Source organism: Apilactobacillus xinyiensis (assembly GCF_019656235.1).
Lineage (GTDB): Bacteria > Bacillota > Bacilli > Lactobacillales > Lactobacillaceae > Apilactobacillus > Apilactobacillus xinyiensis.
The window spans coordinates 1-21,380 of sequence record NZ_BPLL01000032.1 but is presented as its reverse complement, the minus strand read 5'-3'; the positions used below and the strand labels follow the sequence as shown (position 1 = coordinate 21,380).

25 protein-coding genes and 1 pseudogene are annotated in these 21,380 nt (G+C 28.5%); 2 read left to right on the top strand and 24 right to left on the bottom strand.

Translation table 11 applies throughout. The features are described 5' to 3' along the window. Positions 1–412: 412 nt before the first annotated feature. On the top strand, positions 413–1,057 hold the full coding sequence (locus K5Q11_RS06765) for a VTT domain-containing protein (RefSeq protein ID WP_220752219.1): 645 nt from the start codon (positions 413–415) through the stop codon (positions 1,055–1,057). 34 nt (positions 1,058–1,091) lie between these two features. Here the strand turns inward: K5Q11_RS06765 and K5Q11_RS07600 are convergent, their stop codons facing one another. From K5Q11_RS07600 to murI, 20 genes and pseudogenes are all read right to left on the bottom strand, one after another. Then, positions 1,092–1,730 (bottom strand): TIGR01906 family membrane protein, encoded by a 639-nt coding sequence (locus tag K5Q11_RS07600; RefSeq protein ID WP_220752217.1) that lies wholly within the window; start codon positions 1,728–1,730, stop codon positions 1,092–1,094. A 3-nt stretch (positions 1,731–1,733) separates the two neighbouring features. Then, positions 1,734–2,507 carry a TIGR01457 family HAD-type hydrolase gene (locus tag K5Q11_RS06755; protein ID WP_220752215.1) on the bottom strand — a complete coding sequence of 258 codons (774 nt, stop codon included), beginning with the start codon at positions 2,505–2,507 and terminating at the stop codon, positions 1,734–1,736. Positions 2,508–2,519: 12 nt separating this feature from the next. Beyond that, entirely contained in the window at positions 2,520–3,068 is a 549-nt protein-coding gene (locus K5Q11_RS06750; protein WP_220752213.1) for a YutD family protein, read from the bottom strand. Between the two features lie 22 nt (positions 3,069–3,090). After that, positions 3,091–4,473: a bifunctional metallophosphatase/5'-nucleotidase gene (locus tag K5Q11_RS06745; protein ID WP_220752211.1), complete on the bottom strand. Its 1,383-nt coding sequence runs from the start codon at positions 4,471–4,473 to the stop codon at positions 3,091–3,093. Between the two features lie 76 nt (positions 4,474–4,549). After that, a complete protein-coding gene (locus K5Q11_RS06740; RefSeq protein ID WP_220752209.1) occupies positions 4,550–5,926 on the bottom strand; it encodes an amino acid permease in 1,377 nt (458 codons plus the stop codon). Between the two features lie 199 nt (positions 5,927–6,125). Then, positions 6,126–7,319, bottom strand: a complete 1,194-nt coding sequence (locus K5Q11_RS06735) for an acetate/propionate family kinase (protein WP_220752207.1) — start codon at positions 7,317–7,319, stop codon at positions 6,126–6,128. Positions 7,320–7,339: 20 nt separating this feature from the next. After that, on the bottom strand, positions 7,340–8,341 hold the full coding sequence (locus tag K5Q11_RS06730) for a class I SAM-dependent methyltransferase (protein ID WP_373311507.1): 1,002 nt from the start codon (positions 8,339–8,341) through the stop codon (positions 7,340–7,342). 264 nt (positions 8,342–8,605) lie between these two features. Continuing rightward, positions 8,606–8,932: a competence type IV pilus minor pilin ComGF gene (locus K5Q11_RS06725; RefSeq protein ID WP_251067930.1), complete on the bottom strand. Its 327-nt coding sequence runs from the start codon at positions 8,930–8,932 to the stop codon at positions 8,606–8,608. Positions 8,933–8,950: 18 nt separating this feature from the next. Then, positions 8,951–9,040 (bottom strand): annotated as a pseudogene (locus K5Q11_RS07595) (PulJ/GspJ family protein); the annotation flags it as partial. Between the two features lie 119 nt (positions 9,041–9,159). Beyond that, positions 9,160–9,600 (bottom strand): hypothetical protein, encoded by a 441-nt coding sequence (locus tag K5Q11_RS06720; RefSeq protein ID WP_220752203.1) that lies wholly within the window; start codon positions 9,598–9,600, stop codon positions 9,160–9,162. Continuing rightward, positions 9,590–9,892: a competence type IV pilus major pilin ComGC gene (comGC, locus tag K5Q11_RS06715; RefSeq protein WP_283095934.1), complete on the bottom strand. Its 303-nt coding sequence runs from the start codon at positions 9,890–9,892 to the stop codon at positions 9,590–9,592. The genes K5Q11_RS06720 and comGC overlap by 11 nt, the downstream gene beginning before the upstream one ends. A 5-nt stretch (positions 9,893–9,897) precedes the next feature. Then, positions 9,898–10,866: a type II secretion system F family protein gene (locus K5Q11_RS06710; protein ID WP_220752201.1), complete on the bottom strand. Its 969-nt coding sequence runs from the start codon at positions 10,864–10,866 to the stop codon at positions 9,898–9,900. A 7-nt stretch (positions 10,867–10,873) separates the two neighbouring features. After that, complete coding sequence (comGA, locus tag K5Q11_RS06705) at positions 10,874–11,845, bottom strand: competence type IV pilus ATPase ComGA (RefSeq protein WP_444541831.1); 972 nt, start codon at positions 11,843–11,845, stop codon at positions 10,874–10,876. A 99-nt stretch (positions 11,846–11,944) separates the two neighbouring features. Further along, positions 11,945–12,679 (bottom strand): YebC/PmpR family DNA-binding transcriptional regulator, encoded by a 735-nt coding sequence (locus tag K5Q11_RS06700; protein ID WP_220728126.1) that lies wholly within the window; start codon positions 12,677–12,679, stop codon positions 11,945–11,947. 76 nt (positions 12,680–12,755) lie between these two features. Continuing rightward, entirely contained in the window at positions 12,756–13,565 is an 810-nt protein-coding gene (locus K5Q11_RS06695) for a hypothetical protein (protein WP_220752199.1), read from the bottom strand. Positions 13,566–13,581: 16 nt separating this feature from the next. Then, positions 13,582–14,595, bottom strand: a complete 1,014-nt coding sequence (ccpA, locus tag K5Q11_RS06690) for a catabolite control protein A (protein WP_220752197.1) — start codon at positions 14,593–14,595, stop codon at positions 13,582–13,584. A 132-nt stretch (positions 14,596–14,727) separates the two neighbouring features. Beyond that, positions 14,728–15,132, bottom strand: a complete 405-nt coding sequence (locus tag K5Q11_RS06685) for a hypothetical protein (protein ID WP_220752195.1) — start codon at positions 15,130–15,132, stop codon at positions 14,728–14,730. Positions 15,133–15,156: 24 nt separating this feature from the next. Next, entirely contained in the window at positions 15,157–15,534 is a 378-nt protein-coding gene (locus K5Q11_RS06680) for a DUF948 domain-containing protein (protein ID WP_220752194.1), read from the bottom strand. A gap of 70 nt (positions 15,535–15,604) precedes the next feature. Next, positions 15,605–16,198 carry an XTP/dITP diphosphatase gene (locus K5Q11_RS06675; RefSeq protein WP_220752192.1) on the bottom strand — a complete coding sequence of 198 codons (594 nt, stop codon included), beginning with the start codon at positions 16,196–16,198 and terminating at the stop codon, positions 15,605–15,607. A 2-nt stretch (positions 16,199–16,200) separates the two neighbouring features. Further along, positions 16,201–17,013, bottom strand: coding sequence for a glutamate racemase (gene murI, locus K5Q11_RS06670; protein ID WP_220752190.1), 813 nt, complete (start codon positions 17,011–17,013; stop codon positions 16,201–16,203). Positions 17,014–17,171: 158 nt separating this feature from the next. Here murI and K5Q11_RS06665 point away from each other — a divergent pair, with 158 nt between their 5' ends. Beyond that, complete coding sequence (locus K5Q11_RS06665; RefSeq protein ID WP_220752188.1) at positions 17,172–17,660, top strand: DUF2507 domain-containing protein; 489 nt, start codon at positions 17,172–17,174, stop codon at positions 17,658–17,660. Positions 17,661–17,698: 38 nt separating this feature from the next. Here the strand turns inward: K5Q11_RS06665 and trxA are convergent, their stop codons facing one another. The 4 genes from trxA to K5Q11_RS06645 all read right to left on the bottom strand — a co-directional run bounded on the left by trxA (position 17,699) and on the right by K5Q11_RS06645 (position 21,218). Beyond that, on the bottom strand, positions 17,699–18,007 hold the full coding sequence (gene trxA, locus K5Q11_RS06660; RefSeq protein WP_220728134.1) for a thioredoxin: 309 nt from the start codon (positions 18,005–18,007) through the stop codon (positions 17,699–17,701). Positions 18,008–18,085: 78 nt separating this feature from the next. Beyond that, positions 18,086–20,443: an endonuclease MutS2 gene (locus K5Q11_RS06655; RefSeq protein WP_220752186.1), complete on the bottom strand. Its 2,358-nt coding sequence runs from the start codon at positions 20,441–20,443 to the stop codon at positions 18,086–18,088. A gap of 26 nt (positions 20,444–20,469) precedes the next feature. Beyond that, entirely contained in the window at positions 20,470–20,952 is a 483-nt protein-coding gene (locus tag K5Q11_RS07590; protein ID WP_220752184.1) for a CvpA family protein, read from the bottom strand. Next, complete coding sequence (locus K5Q11_RS06645) at positions 20,949–21,218, bottom strand: cell division protein ZapA (RefSeq protein WP_220752181.1); 270 nt, start codon at positions 21,216–21,218, stop codon at positions 20,949–20,951. The genes K5Q11_RS07590 and K5Q11_RS06645 overlap by 4 nt, the downstream gene beginning before the upstream one ends. Positions 21,219–21,380 lie beyond the last annotated feature (162 nt).

Sequence of the window (21,380 nt, the reverse complement as noted above, 5' to 3'; positions counted from 1 at the left end):
TTAATTACTTACTTCCGTAAGTTCCTTACACATCATCGATTATCAAAATCTTGTTCAGTTTTCAAAGATCTAATCTGTTTTGTTATCTCATTAACGACAACTATTTAATAATAACATTTTATTTTTATTAAGTCAAGCAATTTTTTAAATATTTTTTTGATTGAATATTTTAAGATATGCTTTTTTGTTTGTCGTCCTTAACAACAGAAACTAGTATATCAAGATTATATATCACCGTCAACCTTTTTTCATAAAAAAATTTAAACAATTTAAAAAGATCATAAAATTGCCGTTAGCAAAGCATTTATAACTATATTTATATTAAAAATATTTAAAATGAATGTAAATAATATAATTGAAATAAAGGGATTTTGATATAATTGATAAAAAGAGAAAGGTGTAGAACATTCAAATGAGTTTTTTTATAGATTTTGTTATTCATATTGATAAACACATTATAAATATAGTCAATTTTTTTGGAGACTGGACATATTTTATTCTGTTTAGCATCATATTTTTAGAAACTGGAGCTGTAATACTTCCATTTTTACCTGGAGATTCACTTTTATTCGCAGCTTCTGCCATATCGGCTAATCCAGATTACAATTTAAATATTTGGATATTTATTTTAATATTTTTAATTGCTTCTATTGGAGGAGATTCGTTAAACTTCAAATTTGGAAGCGTATTAGGCAAAAAAATAGAATCCGGAAACTCTATTTTAAATAAGATAATTAAACCTAAGCAATTAAAAGCTGCTGAAGAGTTTTTTAATAGATATGGTAATTTTGCTATATTCATTGCAAGATTTGTCCCAATAATGAGAACATTCGTACCATTTATAGCAGCAAGTAGTCATTATGATTATAAAAGATTTGCAAAGTACAATATCCCTTCTTGCTTAATATGGGTATTCTTATTTTGTGGAGCTGGATATTTCTTTGGAAATATAAAATTTGTTCAAGACAATTTTTCAATTGTAGTACTAGGAATTCTATTTATATCATTAATACCAATTATTTTTGAAGTGATAAAGAATAAAATCAAAAACAAATAAAAAATAACCCATATTCTTTTAAGGAAGATATGGGTTATTTTTTTAAATCTATTTTGCCTAACCTAATAAAAACATGATTAACAATTAAAATAAATAATACGATAATTAAAAAAGATTGTGCAAAGAAATCAATAGGAAGAATTTTAATTAAAGAGTCATTTTTTAAATTAAAAATCCAATAATTATTACTAAAAAATAGTTTATGAAAGCTAATAAAAGCAGATTTAAAATCAGCTAAACAGAATACTAAAAATAAATATATTATCAAATTAATTCTTCGTAATGATTCTATGATCATCCACCTTTGCTTACGTTTATATAATTTGAAATACAATCTATAAAATAGCAAAATCGTTAAACCCATCAAACTATTATTAAATATAATAAGTCTTTTAACATCCCTGAAATGAATATTTCCTTGATAACTTAGACTAAAAGGATGTACATCCATATGATTAACAAAGGGTGACTGCAAATAATAGATAATACTTTTATAGGTTGAATGTATAGTACTACTCGTATACTGTTTAAAAAGTTCTAAGTGAAAAATTTTTAGATGAAACATATATAGAAAAGAGATGTTTAATACTAAAAAGATAGCTAATGTAGTAGCAGCTACCAGAATTAATAAAGCAAATCCAAAACTATATAACTTTAAACTTTTAAAAAGCATGATTTATATTTGCCAATTATCAAAACTATCAATTTCATGGGTTGGTTTAATATTCTTCTGTTTAACTTGTTCTGGTGTTGATACTCCCGTGTAAACCAATAAAGTATCAATTCCAAAATTAATTCCTGCAGAAATATCAGTCATATAGTTATCTCCTACCATAACTACGTCTTGTTTTTCTAGTCCAATAATATCTAATGCGTTTTTCAAAATAATACTTTTAGGTTTACCAATCACAATAGGTTCCGTTTGAGTAGCATATTTAACTAGTTCCACCAATGACCCTGCTCCTGGTAACATCCCCTTTTCATTTGGAATATTCGTATCTGGATTAGTACCTATAAAAGTAGCCCCACTTTGAATGGCTAAAACAGCTGTACAAAATTTATCATAAGTAACGTCTGTATCTAACCCAACTACTACATAGTTAGGATTATCATCAGTAATGTTAAATTGCTTATTTCTTAAGGCTGTATTTAACCCCTGCTCACCAATAACATAAACTTTTCTTTCACTATCACTAGCAATTTTATCCATATAGTCAGCAGTTGCCAATCCAGCAGTGTAAACGTTGCTTTCAGAAACATGAATGTCATGATTTTGAGCTAAGTTTTTCACTACGTCACTGGGCATTTTAGTAGTATTATTCGTTACGAATAAAAACGGAATATTGTTTGCTTGAAGTTTTTCTATAAATCTTTTGGCTGCAGCAATTCTTTTTTTGCCTGCATAAATAGTACCATCTAAATCAATAAAATAACCTTTATAATTTGACATGTATTAAACTCCTTACTTATTGTTTTGCATGATTTTAAAAGGATGCTTGTTGTTTTTAGATTTTGCAAATAATTTTTGCTTATTAGATTTTTTAACACTTCTACGTTTTGAAGATATTTTCTTTTCAACAAATTTATGACTACGCCTTTTCTTATTACCAGTACGACGTTTATTATTACTTTCATATTCAGGACCTTGATTTTTAACTTCTAAATTGTTTAGAACAAAATAAAGAGCCCCTAAATTACAATATTCCAGCAAGTAATCATCTATAGAACTATATTGAATAGCTTTAGGAACTCTTTTCCCATCGATATAAAAGCCCTTTAAACGTAAACTGTCATATCCATAATCGCCAACAATAAAATCATATTTACTAAATATAGGATTATAACGATCTTTAAAATCATCTATATTAAAAGAATTGTTTTTATTACAAATAATTTTGTAAGTGTGATTATTGATCAAAACAGTTTCACCATCAACTTGCTCAATTTTTGCCAGAGTTCTACGACTGTTTTTGCGTTCATCAACTAATTCATCCATCTTTTTTCTGTCCAATAAAAACACCTCCACTATAAAACTATTTAATTGGGTATTTTTTAGCTAAATAATCAGCAAATACTTCTCTTAGCATTTCATCATATAGCATATCATTTTCCCCCATTATCGATATAGTTGGGAAAAATGGAATAAATATATAATGATCTAAAAGAGCAATTGTATAGTATTTGTTAGGAATAACTATCTTACCGTTATAGTAAACTGAACCATCTTTTGCATCGTATTTAATTCCTGAATAATTTAAATTACCAAAATACTTGCCACGAAAACCCATTCCTTTTTGTTCATATGGAACTAAAAAGTTACGATTTTTTTCCATTTCTTGAATCATACGCCATAAATCAATCCCTAACAGTTTGGTTCGCATAACGTGAATAGAGTGTGGTAAGAGCTTATGTAACATATTTCTATCAATCAAGCCTGCTTTTAAATTACCCAAAAACATCCCTGAATTAATAACTGCTGCATCTGTACCAGCTTTTTCTTTCATTGCATTTAGGGCTGTATTTACCATTGAAGATGGATGCAATAAATCACTATTCATGTCATGCGGAATTTTAGCTACTTTATGACTAGCTAACAGATTTTCACCTTTAAGCTCCCAATTGTTAATATCTGCATCATCAGCATCTGATTTTAATAAGTCTTCAGTCTTAAAAACTTTTGCTTTTTTACTTGTAACCTTATGGTCATCTAATTCTAAAGTTATTTCTCCTACATAGTACCCATATTTACCAGCTGCTGCCAATAAAACGTCATTATCTAACTCACCCTTCACAAATAAATGATGAGTATGACTACCAATTATAACATCAAATTCTGGATAATTTTTAGCTGTTATTCGATCCTGCTTTACTCCTAAATGTGATAACAATACTAAAACATCATATTTTTCATGATTACGTTTTAAAAATAATGGAATTTGTTTTTGATCATCAATGGGTGTCCACCCTTGTAATGTATAAGTAGAAGTATAAGGTGCTGTCATCCCGGTTAGCATAATTCTAGTTCCTTGATCAGTAGTAACCGTTTTTTGTGGGATTGACCATTTAGGTTTTTTACCATTTTCTGAGTCAACAATATTATCTAATAAAACATCAAAGTTAGCATCATCATACATGTGATTAAGCTGTACTTTAGTATTTGTGAGTCCTTCATTATTGCCAATGGTAGCAGCATCATAATGAATATCGTTCATTAATTTAACGTTTGCTTTTCCATTAGTTGCTTCAGTTAATGGATGTGCTCTATCCATAGCATCACCTAAATCTACAGTTAGAACCGTATATCCATCACTTTCCAATCGCTTACGTTCATTAATAATAAATCTTTTAATTTTAGGCCAATTTTCAAAATGAGAATGTAAATCATTGGTATGTAATATTGCAATTTTTTCTTTCATAGCATATTCTCCTTAACCGACATAATATATACATGATAACAATAAATTCAGCTGTAAAACAAAAAAGGTTCTAAAATTAATTAGAACCTTTTTCGCTTACAGTATGAATGACTAATAAAAGTAAGAACCACAGTAATGAACCGACTAATGCAATTAAAGTGTCAACTTTAAACACCATCACAATTGCTACCAGTGCAAAAAATCCTAATACAAAATAATCAGATAGTGGGTATAGCGGCATCTTAAATGTCAATTTATTATTTACATTTTTTTGATTTATTACTTTTCTATATTTCAAATGTGCAACAATAATTAATCCCCATATTAATAAGAAACAAGTGGTTGCAATACTAGAAATAAATGCAAAAACTCCGTTAGGAATTAATTTATTTAATACTAGTGAAACTGCTATTACAACAATTGAAAACAAGATAGCATTGAAAGGAATTTTGTTTTTAGATAAAGTACCTAACTTAGATGGAAATTTCTTTTTAGAATTATAAGTTAAAGAAAACAACATTCTACCGGTGGTGAAAACTGCTGAATTACAAGCTGATACCGCCGCTGTTAGTACTACGAAGTTAATAATAGCAGCCGCTGACTTAATTCCTATACTTTCAAATACTTGAACAAATGGACTAGATTGCGTACTTATGTGATTCCATGGATATATACACATCAAAACCAATAAGGCACCAATATAGAAAATAATAATTCTCATAGGTACTTCATTAATTGCTTTAGGAATCACTTTGTTAGGATTATGAGTTTCTGAAGCAGTCATCCCAATCATTTCAATTCCAGCAAAACTGAATATAACCATTTGAAAGCTTAAAAAGAAACCTTTAAAACCATTAGCAAAAAAATTGCTTCCAAAGAAATTTCCCAAGCTAGCATGACCAATAGGAGTTTTAAAACCAATTAATACTAGTATCATTCCTATTACTATTAGAGCTAAAATTGCAACTACTTTTATTAATGAAAACCAAAATTCAGTTTCACCAAAGGCTGATACGTTAAATGAATTTAATAAAAATAATATTAACAAGAAAAATAAACCTGACAGCCATTGTGGAATACTAGGAAACCAAAAATGAACGTACAAACTAGCTGCGGTAATCTCAGCCATCGCAATTGTTATCCAGCATCCCCAGTAAGTCCACCCGGCAACAAATCCTATTTTTTCACCTAAATATTTAGTTATAAAGTCAATGTAAGAATGACAATTTAAATCTGATAATAATAGTTCTCCCAGTGCACGCATTAAAAAGAAACATGCAATTCCAGCAATTAAATACGAAAGTATTATTGAAGGACCTGCAAAATTAATAGATTGCCCTGCCCCTAAAAATAGACCAGTTCCAATCGTTCCACCTAATGCAATCAATTGAACATGTCTATTTTTTAATCCTTTAGACATTTGATCATCATTTGAATTTATATTTTCAGACATTCTAAAACCTCCTTAAAGTTACTCTATGAAACCATTATATATTTAAAAAAGATAAATGTTTAATAATGCTAATAAACTTTTATAACGTTATTGAGCAATAGAATAACGTTTATTCAACTTTTTACAGTTAAGATGATTTTTTTTCATTTTAAAATGAAAAAAATGACATGCACAATTGCATATCATTCAAAGATAACATTTAATATTTCTTTAATCTTTCAATATCTCTAACAATCATTAACTCTTCGTTAGTAGGAATTAATAAAGTCTTAGTAGTTGCATCTTCAGTACTGATATCTCTTTCAACACCACGAATATGATTCTTTTCAGGATCAACAGCGATGCCAAAGTAACTCAACTTATCAGCTACTTCTTGTCTAATTCCAATATCATTTTCACCAACACCGGCAGTGAATACAACTGCATCTACACCGTTCATTTCAGCAACATATTGACCAACATATCTAACGATACGATTCATGTACATATTTCTAGCAAGTTCTGCTTGATGATTACTATCTTGAACAGCTTCCAAATCACGCATATCAGCTGAAACTTCAGAAACACCTAGTAAACCAGATTTTTTATTTAGTGTATTAATCATATCACTCATATTTGAAATGCCATCTTTTTCCATAATGTATGAAAGTAAGGATGGATCAACATCTCCTGAACGAGTTGCCATCATAATTCCAGTTAATGGTGTAAAGCCCATTGAAGTATCCAATGACTTGCCATGATCAATAGCACAAATAGAAGCTCCGGCACCTAAGTGCATTACAACTAATTTTAAATCTTCTAGTGGCTTGCCTAACATGGCTGCTGCTCTACTTGAAACGTATCTATAACTAGTTCCATGAGCTCCATACTTACGTGCTTTGTATTCACGATAGTATTTGTATGGCAATGCATACATATAGTTTTCTTCAGGCATAGAAGTATGGAATGAAGTATCAAACACAGCAACACTAATAACATTAGGTAGAATATGTTTAAAAGCCTTAATTCCTAGAATATTAGCTGGTTCGTGTAATGGTGCTAATTCAGATAAATCTTCTAGTTTTTGTAAAACATCATCATCAATAATTGTTGAATCAGTAAAGTATTCTCCACCAGCAACTACACGGTGACCAACACCTGTAATTTCATTATAATCCTTAATAATATCTAAACTTAATAGTTTATCTAAAACTAATTTGATAGCTTCTTCATGATTTTTAATATCCATAGTTTTATGAAATTTTTGACCATCACCGTATTTAATGGATACATCTGATTTAGTTAATCCAATACGATCAATAGTACCACTAGAAATTAATTTTTCTGATGGCATTTCAAATAACTTAAATTTTAAAGTTGAACTACCTGCATTTATTGCAATTGATTTTTCCATAATTATTTAACTCTCCTTAGTTATTTATGATTTGACAGTAAATCTTTCTCTTCCCATTGTACGATTTCAGCAATAAAACGTTGAAAATCTTTAGTATTTTTAAAAGATGGAAATTCCCCAATCATAACTTGATCAACCTGTTTAGCTTGATTACCATGTTTTTGTAAAATTAAAATTGCTTTTTGCGCTTTATTGTCCTGAAAAATATCTTTAGGAAGATTTAATAAACCTTGGAAATAAGCAGAATCTTGTATCCATTTTAATAAACCCTTAGCTTCTTTAGTTTCAAAAATGTTACTTGGTACAAGAAATATTCCAAATCCGCCTTGTTTAACATGATTCATACCTTGCTCTATTAGCAAATGGTGAGCATAAGAATGACCATTTGAAGCTTTAGTTTGATAGTTTTTCACATTTTCATCAATTGGATAATATCCAACTGGTAAATCAGAAACAACTAAGTCAACATCATTTACTAATAAATTATTGATAGAATCTTGGTGAATCAACTCAAGTGCATCATGTTTGTTTTGCAATTGAGCATTAATATTAGCAATAGATAACATTGAATCATCGTTATCTATTCCAACACCTTTAACATCAATTTTTAAAGCTGTATGCAATTGATTCATGATAGCAGTTAACAAATTACCAGTTCCAGCTGCTAAGTCTAGAATACTTAAACTCTTATAATTTTCAAATATTCTAGTAACAATATATCCAATTATAAAAGCTATGGTATCAGGAGTAATCTGATGATTAGCTTGTATTTTATCTTGAGTAATGGCCTTAATCATGACCATCTGGATAACTTTTCTAACCGTTTCACTATCTAATGTATTAACGTCAATTTTAGAATACAACTCATCTAGTTTATTAACTGTGTTATTATCAGGCTTGTTATCTTCAACCATAACCTTACCATCAAGTAAGTTATTACAAGTTTCAATGAAAGCATCCATATACGAAAATTGTAAACTATTTTTTAATAAAGTGTTTGATTGATCTAATACTTTAAATATATTCTCAATATTTTCTACAGCCAGCAGACTCAGCTCCTTTAATTTTATTAGATAATAACTACTCTCATATTACCAGAAATTTATTAATAAATTCAAGATACTAAAAAATAAATTATTTAGTTTTATGATTATACTTCTCTACTAAAATCTTGTTAGTTTCGATCTCATTATTACAATCCAATAAACGATAATATAACATCCAGGTTAAAAGTAATAAAAATAAAATTGTAATAAAAGTGGCCGAGCCCTTTTTAGATATTGACATTATTTATACCCCTTATTTAATAGATAAGCCTGACATACTTGATGATTATCAAAAATCACTCTAATCAACACCTTATTTTTATAATTAGAAAATTGGACACTAACTACATTGTCCAACATGGGCAAATATCCTTGATTATTTTCATTGGTAAAACGTAACATACTCTTATATTTTGAAAGATTATATTTTTTATGATTAGAAATTAATTCTAAATCATTTGATGATACGTCCGAAACTTCAAAATTTAATTTATTAGATTCTAAATTATCAATAAAAACATAAAAATCAGATGTATAGTTGTGATGTTTAGCGATACTGATATTCATTCTTATCACAGAAATTATTATTAAAGATAAAATAGAAAAAATAAATAGAGACAATAATGTCTCTATTAAAGTGAAACCTGATTTATTTTTTATTGCATACTTTTTCATATTGCTTTCTGCTTTCAACTAAAGTCTCCCTACTTTTAGCAGTTTTATTATTAATATAACTTATCGCATCAAAATATATCAATAATCCTGTTGATAAAATACATAAAGCTAAAATAGAATCAATGATTGTAAACGCCATTTTGTTCTTTAATATGATATATTCCCCATCCCATTTGAAAAGTTTGCTTATATGTTTTATTGGCGTTGGAATACCAATAAATTGTACCAGGTTTAGTATATCCATTAGCATTTATTTTCAAAGCAATAGAACTATATGTGTTTAAACCTTTAGGAATAATTAAACTAGTTTTTTTTAATCGATTAATAAAATAAACTTTCCGGTCATTTCGATTAATTATAACTTGAGTACTAAATTTATTTTGTTTTGATAATGATTGATTTTGTATCCACTCTTTATGAAAACTATTAAAAAAAGCATTAGTTGGATATTTAGTAAAATCTATTTGCGAAAAATAGAATATTAAACTAACTATTATAGAAGTCACTAAAAGTGTAATCATAGTTTCTGATAAAGTAAATGCTAACTTTTTATTTTTCATTCACAACTTTATTATCTCTAATACTAAGCCCCATTTGTTTAGCGCTTTTTACTTGCTTTTCAGTTAAATAACCATCATTTTGCAAACTCGAATAATCTACTTTTCCATCTTTATCGTCTAAATAGGAGTCAATTTGATTTTGAATAACCAAAGTCATTGCATTAGCATGTATTTTATTAGCTTTGCTTTTCTGTGATGATAAATTAGGTACGATAATAAGTATTAGTAATGAAATGATAAATAAAACTACTGTCATTTCAATTAAAGTAAAGGCTGGTTTATTTTTATGCAATTAAATTAAATTCCTTTCATAGATTGATAAACTGGCAATAATATGCTTAAGTAAGTGATAATAATGACTATTCCAATTATTAAAAAAATTAATGGTTGAACAGCATTTATTAAACGATTTATTTTTTTATCCATATTTTCAAAGGATAAATCAGCAAAAGCCTCAAATTGTCTAGCAAGTTCAACATTAGACAATCCTTGATTTATAAAAATAATATATTCATTAGGAATAAAATTATATTTATGAATAAATTCTACATATGATTTGCCATTATTTAAATGATTATCTAAAAGCACTGCTAATTGATATACAATAGTATTTTTTTCAAATTTCTTTATAACAACTATAATATTTCGAATATCTAAGCCACTATTCAAAAATAAACTTAGATTAATTGATAATTGATATGACAAATATTTAAGATAAACATTCCCTAAAAAAGGTATCTTAGTTATCAAAGTTACTTTATTTATCGGATTGATTCGTTCTAACAAATAATAAAGGCCGCTAATTAAAACGATAATAAATATCAAAATTACAGCAATTCCCCACAAACTACTTACTGGTGAAAGTAAATATGAATCCACAGAATTCATTTGTGGAATTATCACGTTACTAATTAGAAACACTACTAAAACTAACATTACTGATAGAATTGATGGATAAACTAATATACTCTTGAGTTTTTTATTATAATTATTTAAAGCTTTCGTGAAAGCACCTAAACTATTTAAGGTTTCAATTAGCGATCCATTTTTCTCACTAACCAATAGTTGATTATAAAAATTATTGTTAATTAATTTTCTAATACTATAACTAAATGAATAGCCATTACTCATACCTAACTTAACTAAATTTAACTTAGAATTTTTACCAATTTTGCACAAAAAATCAATGGCTTCACTTATTGAAAAACCAACCAACAATAACTCGTTTAGTTTTTTAAATAAATATGCTTGCTCAAACAAGCTCATTTTATGATTATAAAATCGTCTCGTTATAAATCTTTGTACTAATCCTTTTATTTTGTAAAAGTTCATCTAATTTTTGGTTCCATTCTATATTGTAATGTTCATCAGATCTTTGATTATTAAATAAATCTTCATTGGTAGCAACCGTAGCTAGTAAGTACAATTTATTTTCTACATCCGAAATTAAGTTTTGATAAACTACTGCATTAATAGCATATTTTAAATAATCCTCGTTAATACCTAATTTTAAAAGCCTTTTAATAACTCCATTATGATTATTGGCATGTACAGTACTTAAAACTAAATGTCCACTTAATGCTGCTTTAGTTGCAACTTCAGCGGTATATTCGTCTCTAATTTCGCCCACTATAAATATATCTGGTCGATTCCGCAAACCTACTTTAAGTAAATCATCATATTTCATGTTAGAACTAGCATTAACTTGTAATTGTAAAAAATCTTCTTCATGAATTTCAATAGGATCTTCAATAGTCATTACCATTTTATTTTTACCATAATGTTTAGCTAAATTATAAATCGAAGTGGTTTTACCTGAACCAGTAGGTCCCGCAAAAATAACTATGCCTTTAGATAAACATTGATGTTTTAAAAGTTCTATTGGGTTATTACTTTTATCATAATATTTGCAATCTACAGATTTATATAAAATTCTAATAACCATGGAATCACGATGCCGGAAGTCACCAACTGATGAAAACCTTAAATAAACATTTTCACTGTTAATTTTTTGTAAACCAGATCCCATTTGTGGCCTACGGTGTTCACTTACAGACATATTAGCAGTATACTTGCAAAAATTAATTAATTGTTGTGCGTCTTTATTAATCATACTATTATAAAATTCATTAAAAGTAGGTCCTCTAAATTTAATTTCGTAATAGTTATCTTTTGGTAATATATAAATATCCGAGACTTTTCTAGTATAGGCTGCTTTTAATATTTGATTAAATAAATTTTCAATAATTTTTCACCTCCTAAACTTAAATACGAAATATGTAATTAAATAAGACTAAAAAAAGACTTGTAATTAAAAATAATTACAAGTCTTTTTTAAATAAAATTATTCAGCATCTTCTGGTAACTTAGCTGCTTCATAAACATCTTGGACATCATCGTTTTCATCTAATTCATCGATTAATCCTGTGTATTGAGAAACTTTGTCACCTGGTACTTCAGTAATTGTTTCAGGGAACATTTTTACTTCAGATGTATCTAAAGTATATTTATCTTGTAATGCATCCCTTACGCTAGTCATGTCTGAAGGAGCTGTGAAGATTTCAAATTGATCTTCAGTAGCTTTCATATCTTCAGCACCTGCATCTAAAGCATCCATTAACATGCTATCTTCATCAGTATCTAAACCATCACGTAAGATAACAATGTATCCTTTACGATCAAACATGTAAGAAACAGAACCATTAGCACCTAATGATCCCCCATGATGAGTAAAAGCAGAACGAACAGCAGCAGCTGTACGGTTCTTGTTATCAGTTAAACAAGAAACCATGATTGCAGTACCACCAGGTCCATAGCCTTCATAAGTAATTTCATCATATTTAGCACCACCAAGACCAGATGCTTTATCAATTGCACGTTGTACGTTGTCTTTAGGCATGTTAGCTGCACGAGCTTTTTCCATTACCAAACGAAGTTGAGGATTACCATCTGGTTCTGGACCCCCAGCTTTTGCGGCTTGATATAAGTCACGAGATATTTTTTGGAAAATTTTACCACGCTTTTTATCTTGGGCACCTTTACGACCTTGAATGTTATGCCATTTTGAATGTCCTGACATGATCTCAGCACTCCTCTCATTTTCTTATCTTTTTAGTTGCAAACAGATTTAATTATAGCAATATGAATATTGATAATCAAGGCTTTACAAATTTATGCATCACAAATAATAACAAACTAGTGATCAAAGAAACTAAACCATAAAAACACATATCGTTATAAAAACTAGCTAGATGCGTTGAAGAAATATATTTTAAAATCATAGGCATCGATGTATTTATAATATTAGAAGTGAAATAAACTATAAATAAACAGATTGCAGTTAAAAGCAAAGACCATTTAATCAAGTGAATAAAATATCCTCTAAATAGTGAATAAATTAAAATTATAATCACCAAACATGCGCTTAAAATAATTGAGATATTCAACCATTTCTGGAATGTTTTAAATTTAATCAATAATTCTTGATTATCACTAGTATTAATATATTCATTAAAACCCTTAACTATAAGTCTACTAATGTATTTGTTAATACTAGGGTTATTAGGTATTTTAAATGCCGTTTTACTATTCTCATTACTAATCGCTTGATTCACTGTAGGTTGAACTTGCCTTGTAGTTAATTCTAAGCTTCCATGAGTATAAATATTATCCACTTCAATATCTACTATGTCAGCTATATAACTTTTACTAAGTATATTTTCGTTAATTCCCTGTTGAGTTAAATACTTCTGATAATTAGAATTAATATGCTTTTCCACTTCATTCGTTACTTGTTCCTTGTTAATAGCATCTTTATTTATCAAATTGTGCTTAAAAGTAAAAGTTGAAACAAATACAAATAAAAAAATAATTAGCATAAAAACAGAAAATTTATGTTTACCAGGGGTATTAATTTTTTTAAATTTTTTAGATCGAGTCATTTCTTGATTATTATCATCAATCATAAAAAAATATCATCTCCTATTTTTTAGTGGTTTCCCTGTTAATCACTCCATATTGAAGTAAAATATCATGTTCTTTGTAACCATCATCAATATCACCATTCATAATTTTAGTTAACAAGCGCATAGCTACAGCCCCAATATCATATAGAGGTTGAGTAATAGAACTCATTTTAGGTCGCATCATATCAGCAATTTGTGTATCATTACTAGTAATAATTTCAAATTGATTAGGTATTGAAACATTATGATCATTCATCCAATTTAAAATTCCAGCTGCTAAACTATCATCTGTTACAACAGCTGCTTCAATATTTTTATTAAAAATATCTTTACCTATTGAATAACCATCTTTATAGCTCTCATTAGTTTCAAACACATAATCACTGTTATATTTCAAATTATTTTTCTTTAAAGCTTCACAATATCCTTTTAATCGATGATCAGCATTGATAGAATGTCTTAAATCACCTGAAACAAAAGCTATTTTATTATTATTATGTTTAATTAACTCACAAGTAACATTTTCAATAGCTTTTTTATAATCTATATTTACACTTGGAACCGTTTTTTTAGAATCCACTGACCCTGCTAATACAATGGGAATATTAGCATTTTTAAAACTTTTTCTAATTAGTGGAGTAATTTCATTTCCCATAAATATAATTCCATCAACTTGCTTAGAAAGCAAAGTATTAATTACCTTTAATTCTTTTTGTTCCTTACCATCTGAATTAGCTAAAATTATGTTGTATTTATACATAGCAGCAATGTCATCAATTCCTCGAGCCAATGATGCAAAATAATTATTAGTCACATCAGGAATGATAACACCAACGGTAGTAGTTCTTTTACTAGCGAGTCCTCGAGCTACCTCGTTAGGTCTATAGTTTAATTTATCAATAACATCCATAACCTTCTTTTTGGTTGAAGGTCTAACGTTGGATGTTCCATTTACAACTCTAGAAACAGTTGCCATAGAAACTCCAGACTCTCTAGCAACATCATAGATAGTTACATTCTGTTTATTCATAAAACTGGAGTCCTTTCTTAAATATTTTAATTAGTATAACGCTTACATTTAATTAATATAGCAGAAGAGATATTAATTAACAAGAAACAAAAAAAGAGATTGAATTAAATTCAATCTCTTTTCTAGTAAACTTTATTTATTTTCAGCATTTTGATGTATAAATCCACCATCAATGACAATGTCTTCTTCTTTTTCATTGTCATCTTTTAAATCATTTCTTAAATTATCAGCTGCTTGGTGGAATTGTGTAGTTTTATTATCAGCATAATCATCTACTTTGTCAGTAGCCTTATCAGCCGCACTATAAAGTGTATCTTTTACTTCATCAGTTTTATCACTAACTTTATCTTTTAAATCGTCAAATGAATCTCTAGCATAAAATGTGTAATCTACAGCTCTGTTTTTAACATCATTAACCATTTGCTTTGTGTTATTAACTAAATTTTGTTTTTGATCATCGTTCATTTTTTGATATGCAGCATAAGCTGTTGCTGCTACTCCAGAAACAAATCCTAATAAAAATCCACTCTTACCCATTAAAAAAACCTCCTAGTAAAATATCTATTTTCGTTTATTTTTTCTTCCCATGGGAATAAATCTTGTTAATAAAGAAGTCTTGTTACGATTACGGAATTTACTTGTAAAGTCATGCGTAGCAGTATTAAATTCAGAAACACTCTGTCCCACTTCTGCTGCTGCATCAAATACTGGATTAATTATGTTAAGTTTATCATCTATGTCTTTTATCAAAGTGTTAGAACTAGCTAGTACGTTTTCGGCTTGCTTAGAAATCATATCCACATCACTTGATATTGATTTGATAGTTCTTTCCATTTCTTCTAGGTTTCTTATTAATTTTTTTATAAACATACATAAGAAAATAACCAAAACAATAAAAGCTAAAGCTGCTAGTAAAGCAGCTACCTCTCCACCAGTCATAAACAACCCCTCCTTTTGTATTCTATGTTAAGAATAGCATTTTAAAAAAAGCATTACAATTATTAGTAGATTAATTCAAAAAATTATTTTCAATAATGTTCAACATTTTGTTCAAAGCATTTCCGCGATGGCTTAAATTGTTTTTTTCATCATCGCTCATTTCAGCTAACGTTTTACACTTTTCAGGAACGTAAAACAATGGGTCATATCCAAAACCATTAAATCCAACTGGCTCATGTGTTATTTGTCCATTTAAATATCCATGTACAACAATCTTGCTATTATCTCGTGTAATTAAAACTAAGCATGTTACGAATCGAGCATCTCGATTAGATTTATCAGATAATTCTTTTAAGAGTTTTTGATTGTTAGCATCATCATCATGATCTCCTGCATAGCGTGCTGAATAGATTCCTGGAGCACCATTTAATGAAAAAACTTGCAAACCTGAATCATCAGCAATCACTGGCAAGTGTGTTTGTTTATGTAAATTTAAAGCTTTTAAAGTTGCGTTTTCTTCAAAAGAATCGCCATCTTCAGATACACTTTTAGCATTGGGAAAATCTTTTAAAGTTTTCACATGTATGCCTAATGGATTAAACATTTCTTGAAATTCTCTAGCCTTATTATCATTATTTGTGGCAAATATTAAAGTTTTTCCCATGATTACAAATCCTCCAATTGATTGATTGATATACTTGAAACGTTAACAGAATAATCTAACCAGTCTTCAGCAATTCTTCTAAATGAGCTTGCATTTCCTGTAGTAAAAAATTTAGTAATACCTTTTTTATTAGAATCATTTTTTATTCTATTGTCTTTTAAAACATCTTCGACACTTTGAGTAACAGCTAAACCTGGATCAACCAATAAAACATGTTTACCCATAGCATTTTGAATCAATGTTTTCATAATAGGAAAATGAGTACATCCCAAAACCAAAGTATCAATATTATAATTTATAATAGGCTTTAAAATAGATTTTACTTTATCTTGATGTTCAAAATCATTATAATTTTCATTTTCCACCATTGTAACAAATTCAGGACAAGCTAAACTGTAAACATGAATTTCTTTATCAATCTTATTAATAGTATTTTTATACGAATTACTATTAATTGTACTACTGGTAGCAATAACTCCAATTTTTTTATTTTTAGTGCTATTCACAGCTAACTTACTACCTGGTTTTATAACACCAATAACTGGAATTGGTAACAAACCTTGCAGCATATCTAAAGAACGAGCTGTGGCTGTATTACAAGCAATTACCATTAATTTTACATTGTTTTTCAAGAAAAATTTAGCAATTTGTAGAGAATAACTTTGAATTTCTTCAATTGTTTTTTCACCGTATGGAAGTCTTAATTCATCACCAAAATATATCATATTTTCATTTGGTAATTCTTTTTGAACTTCTTTCATAACAGTTAGACCACCCACACCTGAATCCATAAAACCAATTGCACGATTATCCAATGTTTAACCTTCTTTCTAAAACAGCTTGAAATTATATTATACTGCTAATGTTAATTTTGAAACAATAATTATATAAAAATTAATTATATATTGTTTATATTCCAAATATTAAATGTATAATTGTAATAAGCAATTTAATGAATTGGAGTTATTTAGTTATGAGTGAAAAATTATATCAATCTGTTATAAAAGACGATGATACTAAGGATTTTTGGGGTGAACTTTTTCTAAGAGATGAACTAATCAAAGATTTATTGGGTAAAGATAATCATAATATAATGTATTGGGCCGGCAAAAAAATGGCTCGTAAATTTAAAATAAAAGATGCATTAGATTTAATTATCTTTTTCAAGCAAACCGGTTTAGGTATTTTAGAACTAAAATCAGAAAGTACAAACTGCGTTCAATGGAACTTAAGCGGCAAAGTTGTAGATAAACGCATTAAAAACGATTCTGATGCTGACTTTATGTTTGAAGCTGGTTTTCTAGCACAAATAACTGAACAACAAATGGGTGTAGTTGCTGAAGCAGAAATGAATCCAAAAGAAGATAAAAATGGTGTAGTTTTAATAAGAGTCCATATGGATCAAAAGCAACCTTCTAATACTCAAAGTGAAGAAAACGATTTTGAAATCATAAACAAATAAAAAATGCATTAACTTAAAAGTTAATGCATTTTTTATTATTATAAATTATTTAAAATAGATGCTAATTGTTCTTTACTATGATATCCAACAATACTCTTAACTATTTCCCCATCTTTTTTCACAAGTAATGTTGGTATACTCATAATGCCTAATTTTTGAGGAGTTTCTGGGTTTTTGTCAATATCCATTTTATTAAAAGTAACTTTATCGCTCATTTCTTCAGCTAATTCATCAACTACTGGAGATTGCATTCTACAAGGTCCACACCAAGTAGCCCAGAAATCAGTTAAAGTAATACCTTTACTAGTATCATTTTCAAAAGTTTTATCTGTTGTTTCTGAAACCATTAATATCACTCCTTATTTTCATTTACTAAAAGTAAGTATATCAGCATAAATAAAACTTGCAACTATTATGGTTTAAAACTAAAAAGTTACCACTGTAGAGCCATCTCCACCCGCGTTTGCAGGAGAATAATTATAACTTTTAACTCTTCGATCTTTACTCAATAACTTATTAACACCCTTACGAAGAGCACCAGTACCCTTACCATGAATAATTGTTACCGATGGATATCCAGCTAAAATAGCTGCGTCCAAATATCTATCAACTTCTTGCATAGCATCGTCATAACGATGTCCTCTTAAATCTAGTTGTGTTGACATTCCTGAAGATTTAGTTCTTTTAACTCGAGTATATTTACTTTGATTATTACTATCATCATTTTTAACAATTTCTAAATCTGCAGTATTAATCTTCATTTTTAAGATGCCCATTTGAACAATCCATTCATCTTTTCCAGAATTAGAAATAAGTACCCCACGTTGGCCATATGATTTAACTAAAACATCATCACCCTTATGGAAATCGTGTTTTGCTTTTTCTTTTTTCAATACTTTGTTGTTTTTCAAATTAATGTCATAAGTTAAAGAATTTAACTGGCCTTGTGCATTAATAAGTTCATTTTCTTTAAAACTAGCCTGTCCTAAATTAGCTTGTTTTTCATGTAGATCTTTAATGATTGCGTCAGCTTTATTTTTAGCGTCCAATGCAATTTCATTAGCATCTTCTTTAGCCTTTCGTACTAGATTATCTCTTTGACTATAAAACTTAGATACTTTTTCAGATAATTCTTGATGTAATTTTTCTGAATCTAAAAGTTGATTATGAATAAATTCATAGTCTTCACGAGCTTTTTTAGTTTGATTAGTTAATTCCACAATCATATTATTTAAATCTTGGCTATCCTGACTAGTTAAAGATCTAGCTTCATTAATTATGCTTTCATTAATTCCTAATCTTTCAGCGATATTCAACCCATTACTTTGTCCTGGAATTCCCATTAACAAATGGTAAGTTGGGGCTAAACTATCAACGTTAAATTCCATTGAAGCATTAATTGTACTTTTACGATTATAAGCATAAGCCTTTAACTCTGGATAATGTGTGGTAGACATTACTGTACTATCAACTGAGCCAATATAATCCAATATTGACATTGCCAAGGCTGCTCCTTCATTAGGATCAGTCCCTGCTCCTAATTCATCAAGTAGAACTAAACTTTTCTCAGTTATAGAATGTAAAATGTTAACAATATTATCCATGTGTGAAGAAAATGTACTCAAATTTTGTTCAATCGATTGATCGTCACCAATATCCGCAAAGACATCATCAAAAACAGCAATATTAGACTCCTCAGAAACTGGTATGAACAATCCAGATTGACTCATTAATTGCAATAATCCTAAAGTTTTTAAAGTAATAGTTTTACCACCTGTATTAGGACCAGTGATAATTACAGTTTTATATTTTCTACCTAAAGATATGTCATTAGCGACTACCTTAGACTGGTCAATCAATGGATGTCGAGCCTGTTTTAAATTAACAAAACAATCAGTAGATATGACTGGTTTAGTGGCCTTTAAATCTCTTGCATACATAGCTTTAGCATTAATTAAATCTAAGTGTCCTAATATTTTAAAATTATCTATAATTTCATTTTCATATGGTCTTAGCATGTTGGAAAGTCTAAACAAAACTTTTCGTTCTTCTTGTTTTTGAGTAATTTGATAACGTCTTAAATCGTTATTAGATTCTACAACGTTAGCTGGCTCCATATAAAGTGTTTGTCCAGAAGCACTTTGATCATGTACAATCCCACCAAAACTTTGCTTATACTCTGCTTTAACTGGAACAACAAATCTACCATCACGAATTGTAATAATGCTTTCACTTAATTTATTAGCTTGGTGTTTAATTGTACCGTTCATCTTAGAACGAATAGTGTCCTCTGTAGCTTTAATTTGTCTTCTAATTACTCTCAATTCACTCGAGGCATCGTCCAATATTTTCCCACTATCATCAATTGAAGAGGCTAAGCTTTGAGCGATTGAAGGCATTAGTTGAAAATCATTGATAACTTTATACAAATATTTAAATTCAACTTTTTCATCTTTCAAATTCATAAAAAAGCGATTCAAATCATTAACGGAAGATAGTAGAACTTTTATTTTAGAAAGCTCAGTGCTACTTAGAATTCCATCAATACGTAATCTTTTCATAAATGAAGTTATATCACTAATTCTTGGAATTGGCATCGCTAAGTTTAAACGTATAATCTTAAAACCATCGTCAGTTTCATCTAGTGATTTTTCAACAACTTTTTTATCAGAACTTGGCAACAATGTTTTAAGTTCATTAGCACCACTATTAGTAGTCAAATATTTCTGTATTTTTTTTTTCACTTTTGCATATTCTAAAGTGTCAAAAACTTTACTATTCAAATTATTTCTCCCCCATCATAATTTAATTATTGGAACCATTTTTGGTATAACTCATGCGATAAAATAGGAGTTTTGTTAACTATAAAGCTTGCTGTCTTAGATTTACTATACTGAATTTTAAAGTTGGAGATATTTAATAATAACAAAAAATTTAAAATCAAAAAGATTGTCATGTAAGCCATAAACATAGACACAATTGAGCCCAATAATGCATCAATGTTTCTTACTAGTGGAATCACCTTTACAATTTTAAAAAATTTTTTAACCCATTTAACTATCATAAACATGATAATAAAAATAATAAAAAAACTAATTGAATTGGACAATACATGATTAGAGGTGATTTTATCTATGTGAATTAAGTTAGTAAGATCATCGGCATAAATTAAAGACACTACCCAAGAAATTAAATAACCTATCAAAATTATTAACTCTTGAACTAAGCCTAATTTATATCCCCTAATAAAACAAAAAATTAATATAACCCATATTAGTAGCGTTAAAATCATTCTTTATTTTCCTTATCATCATTATTTTCAGTCATTTTATTCAATTTTTTTTGCATTTTCAATTGATCAGATATTGCATTAAAAGCTAACAAAATAGATGCATCTTCATTACTAATGCTGGGAGAAAGGTCTTTTATTTGTTCTAACTGATTGTTCATTAAATCAGTAACTGTTTTCATATGTTCAAAAGAACTTTTTCCAACAAAAGTATAATTTTTATTTCCAATTTTAGCCTTAAATCGTTGATTATCGTTTACATTCGACATTAAAATTCAACCCCCTGAATACTAAGATACATTTTAGCATAAAACCTCTACCAAAACATTTAGGTAAAATAAAAAAGCCCCCGATTTTTGAAGTGCCTTAAAAAAGTTAGACAATTATTACTAAATTAAATATTTAATTTCATGGAATGATTTCGATATTCA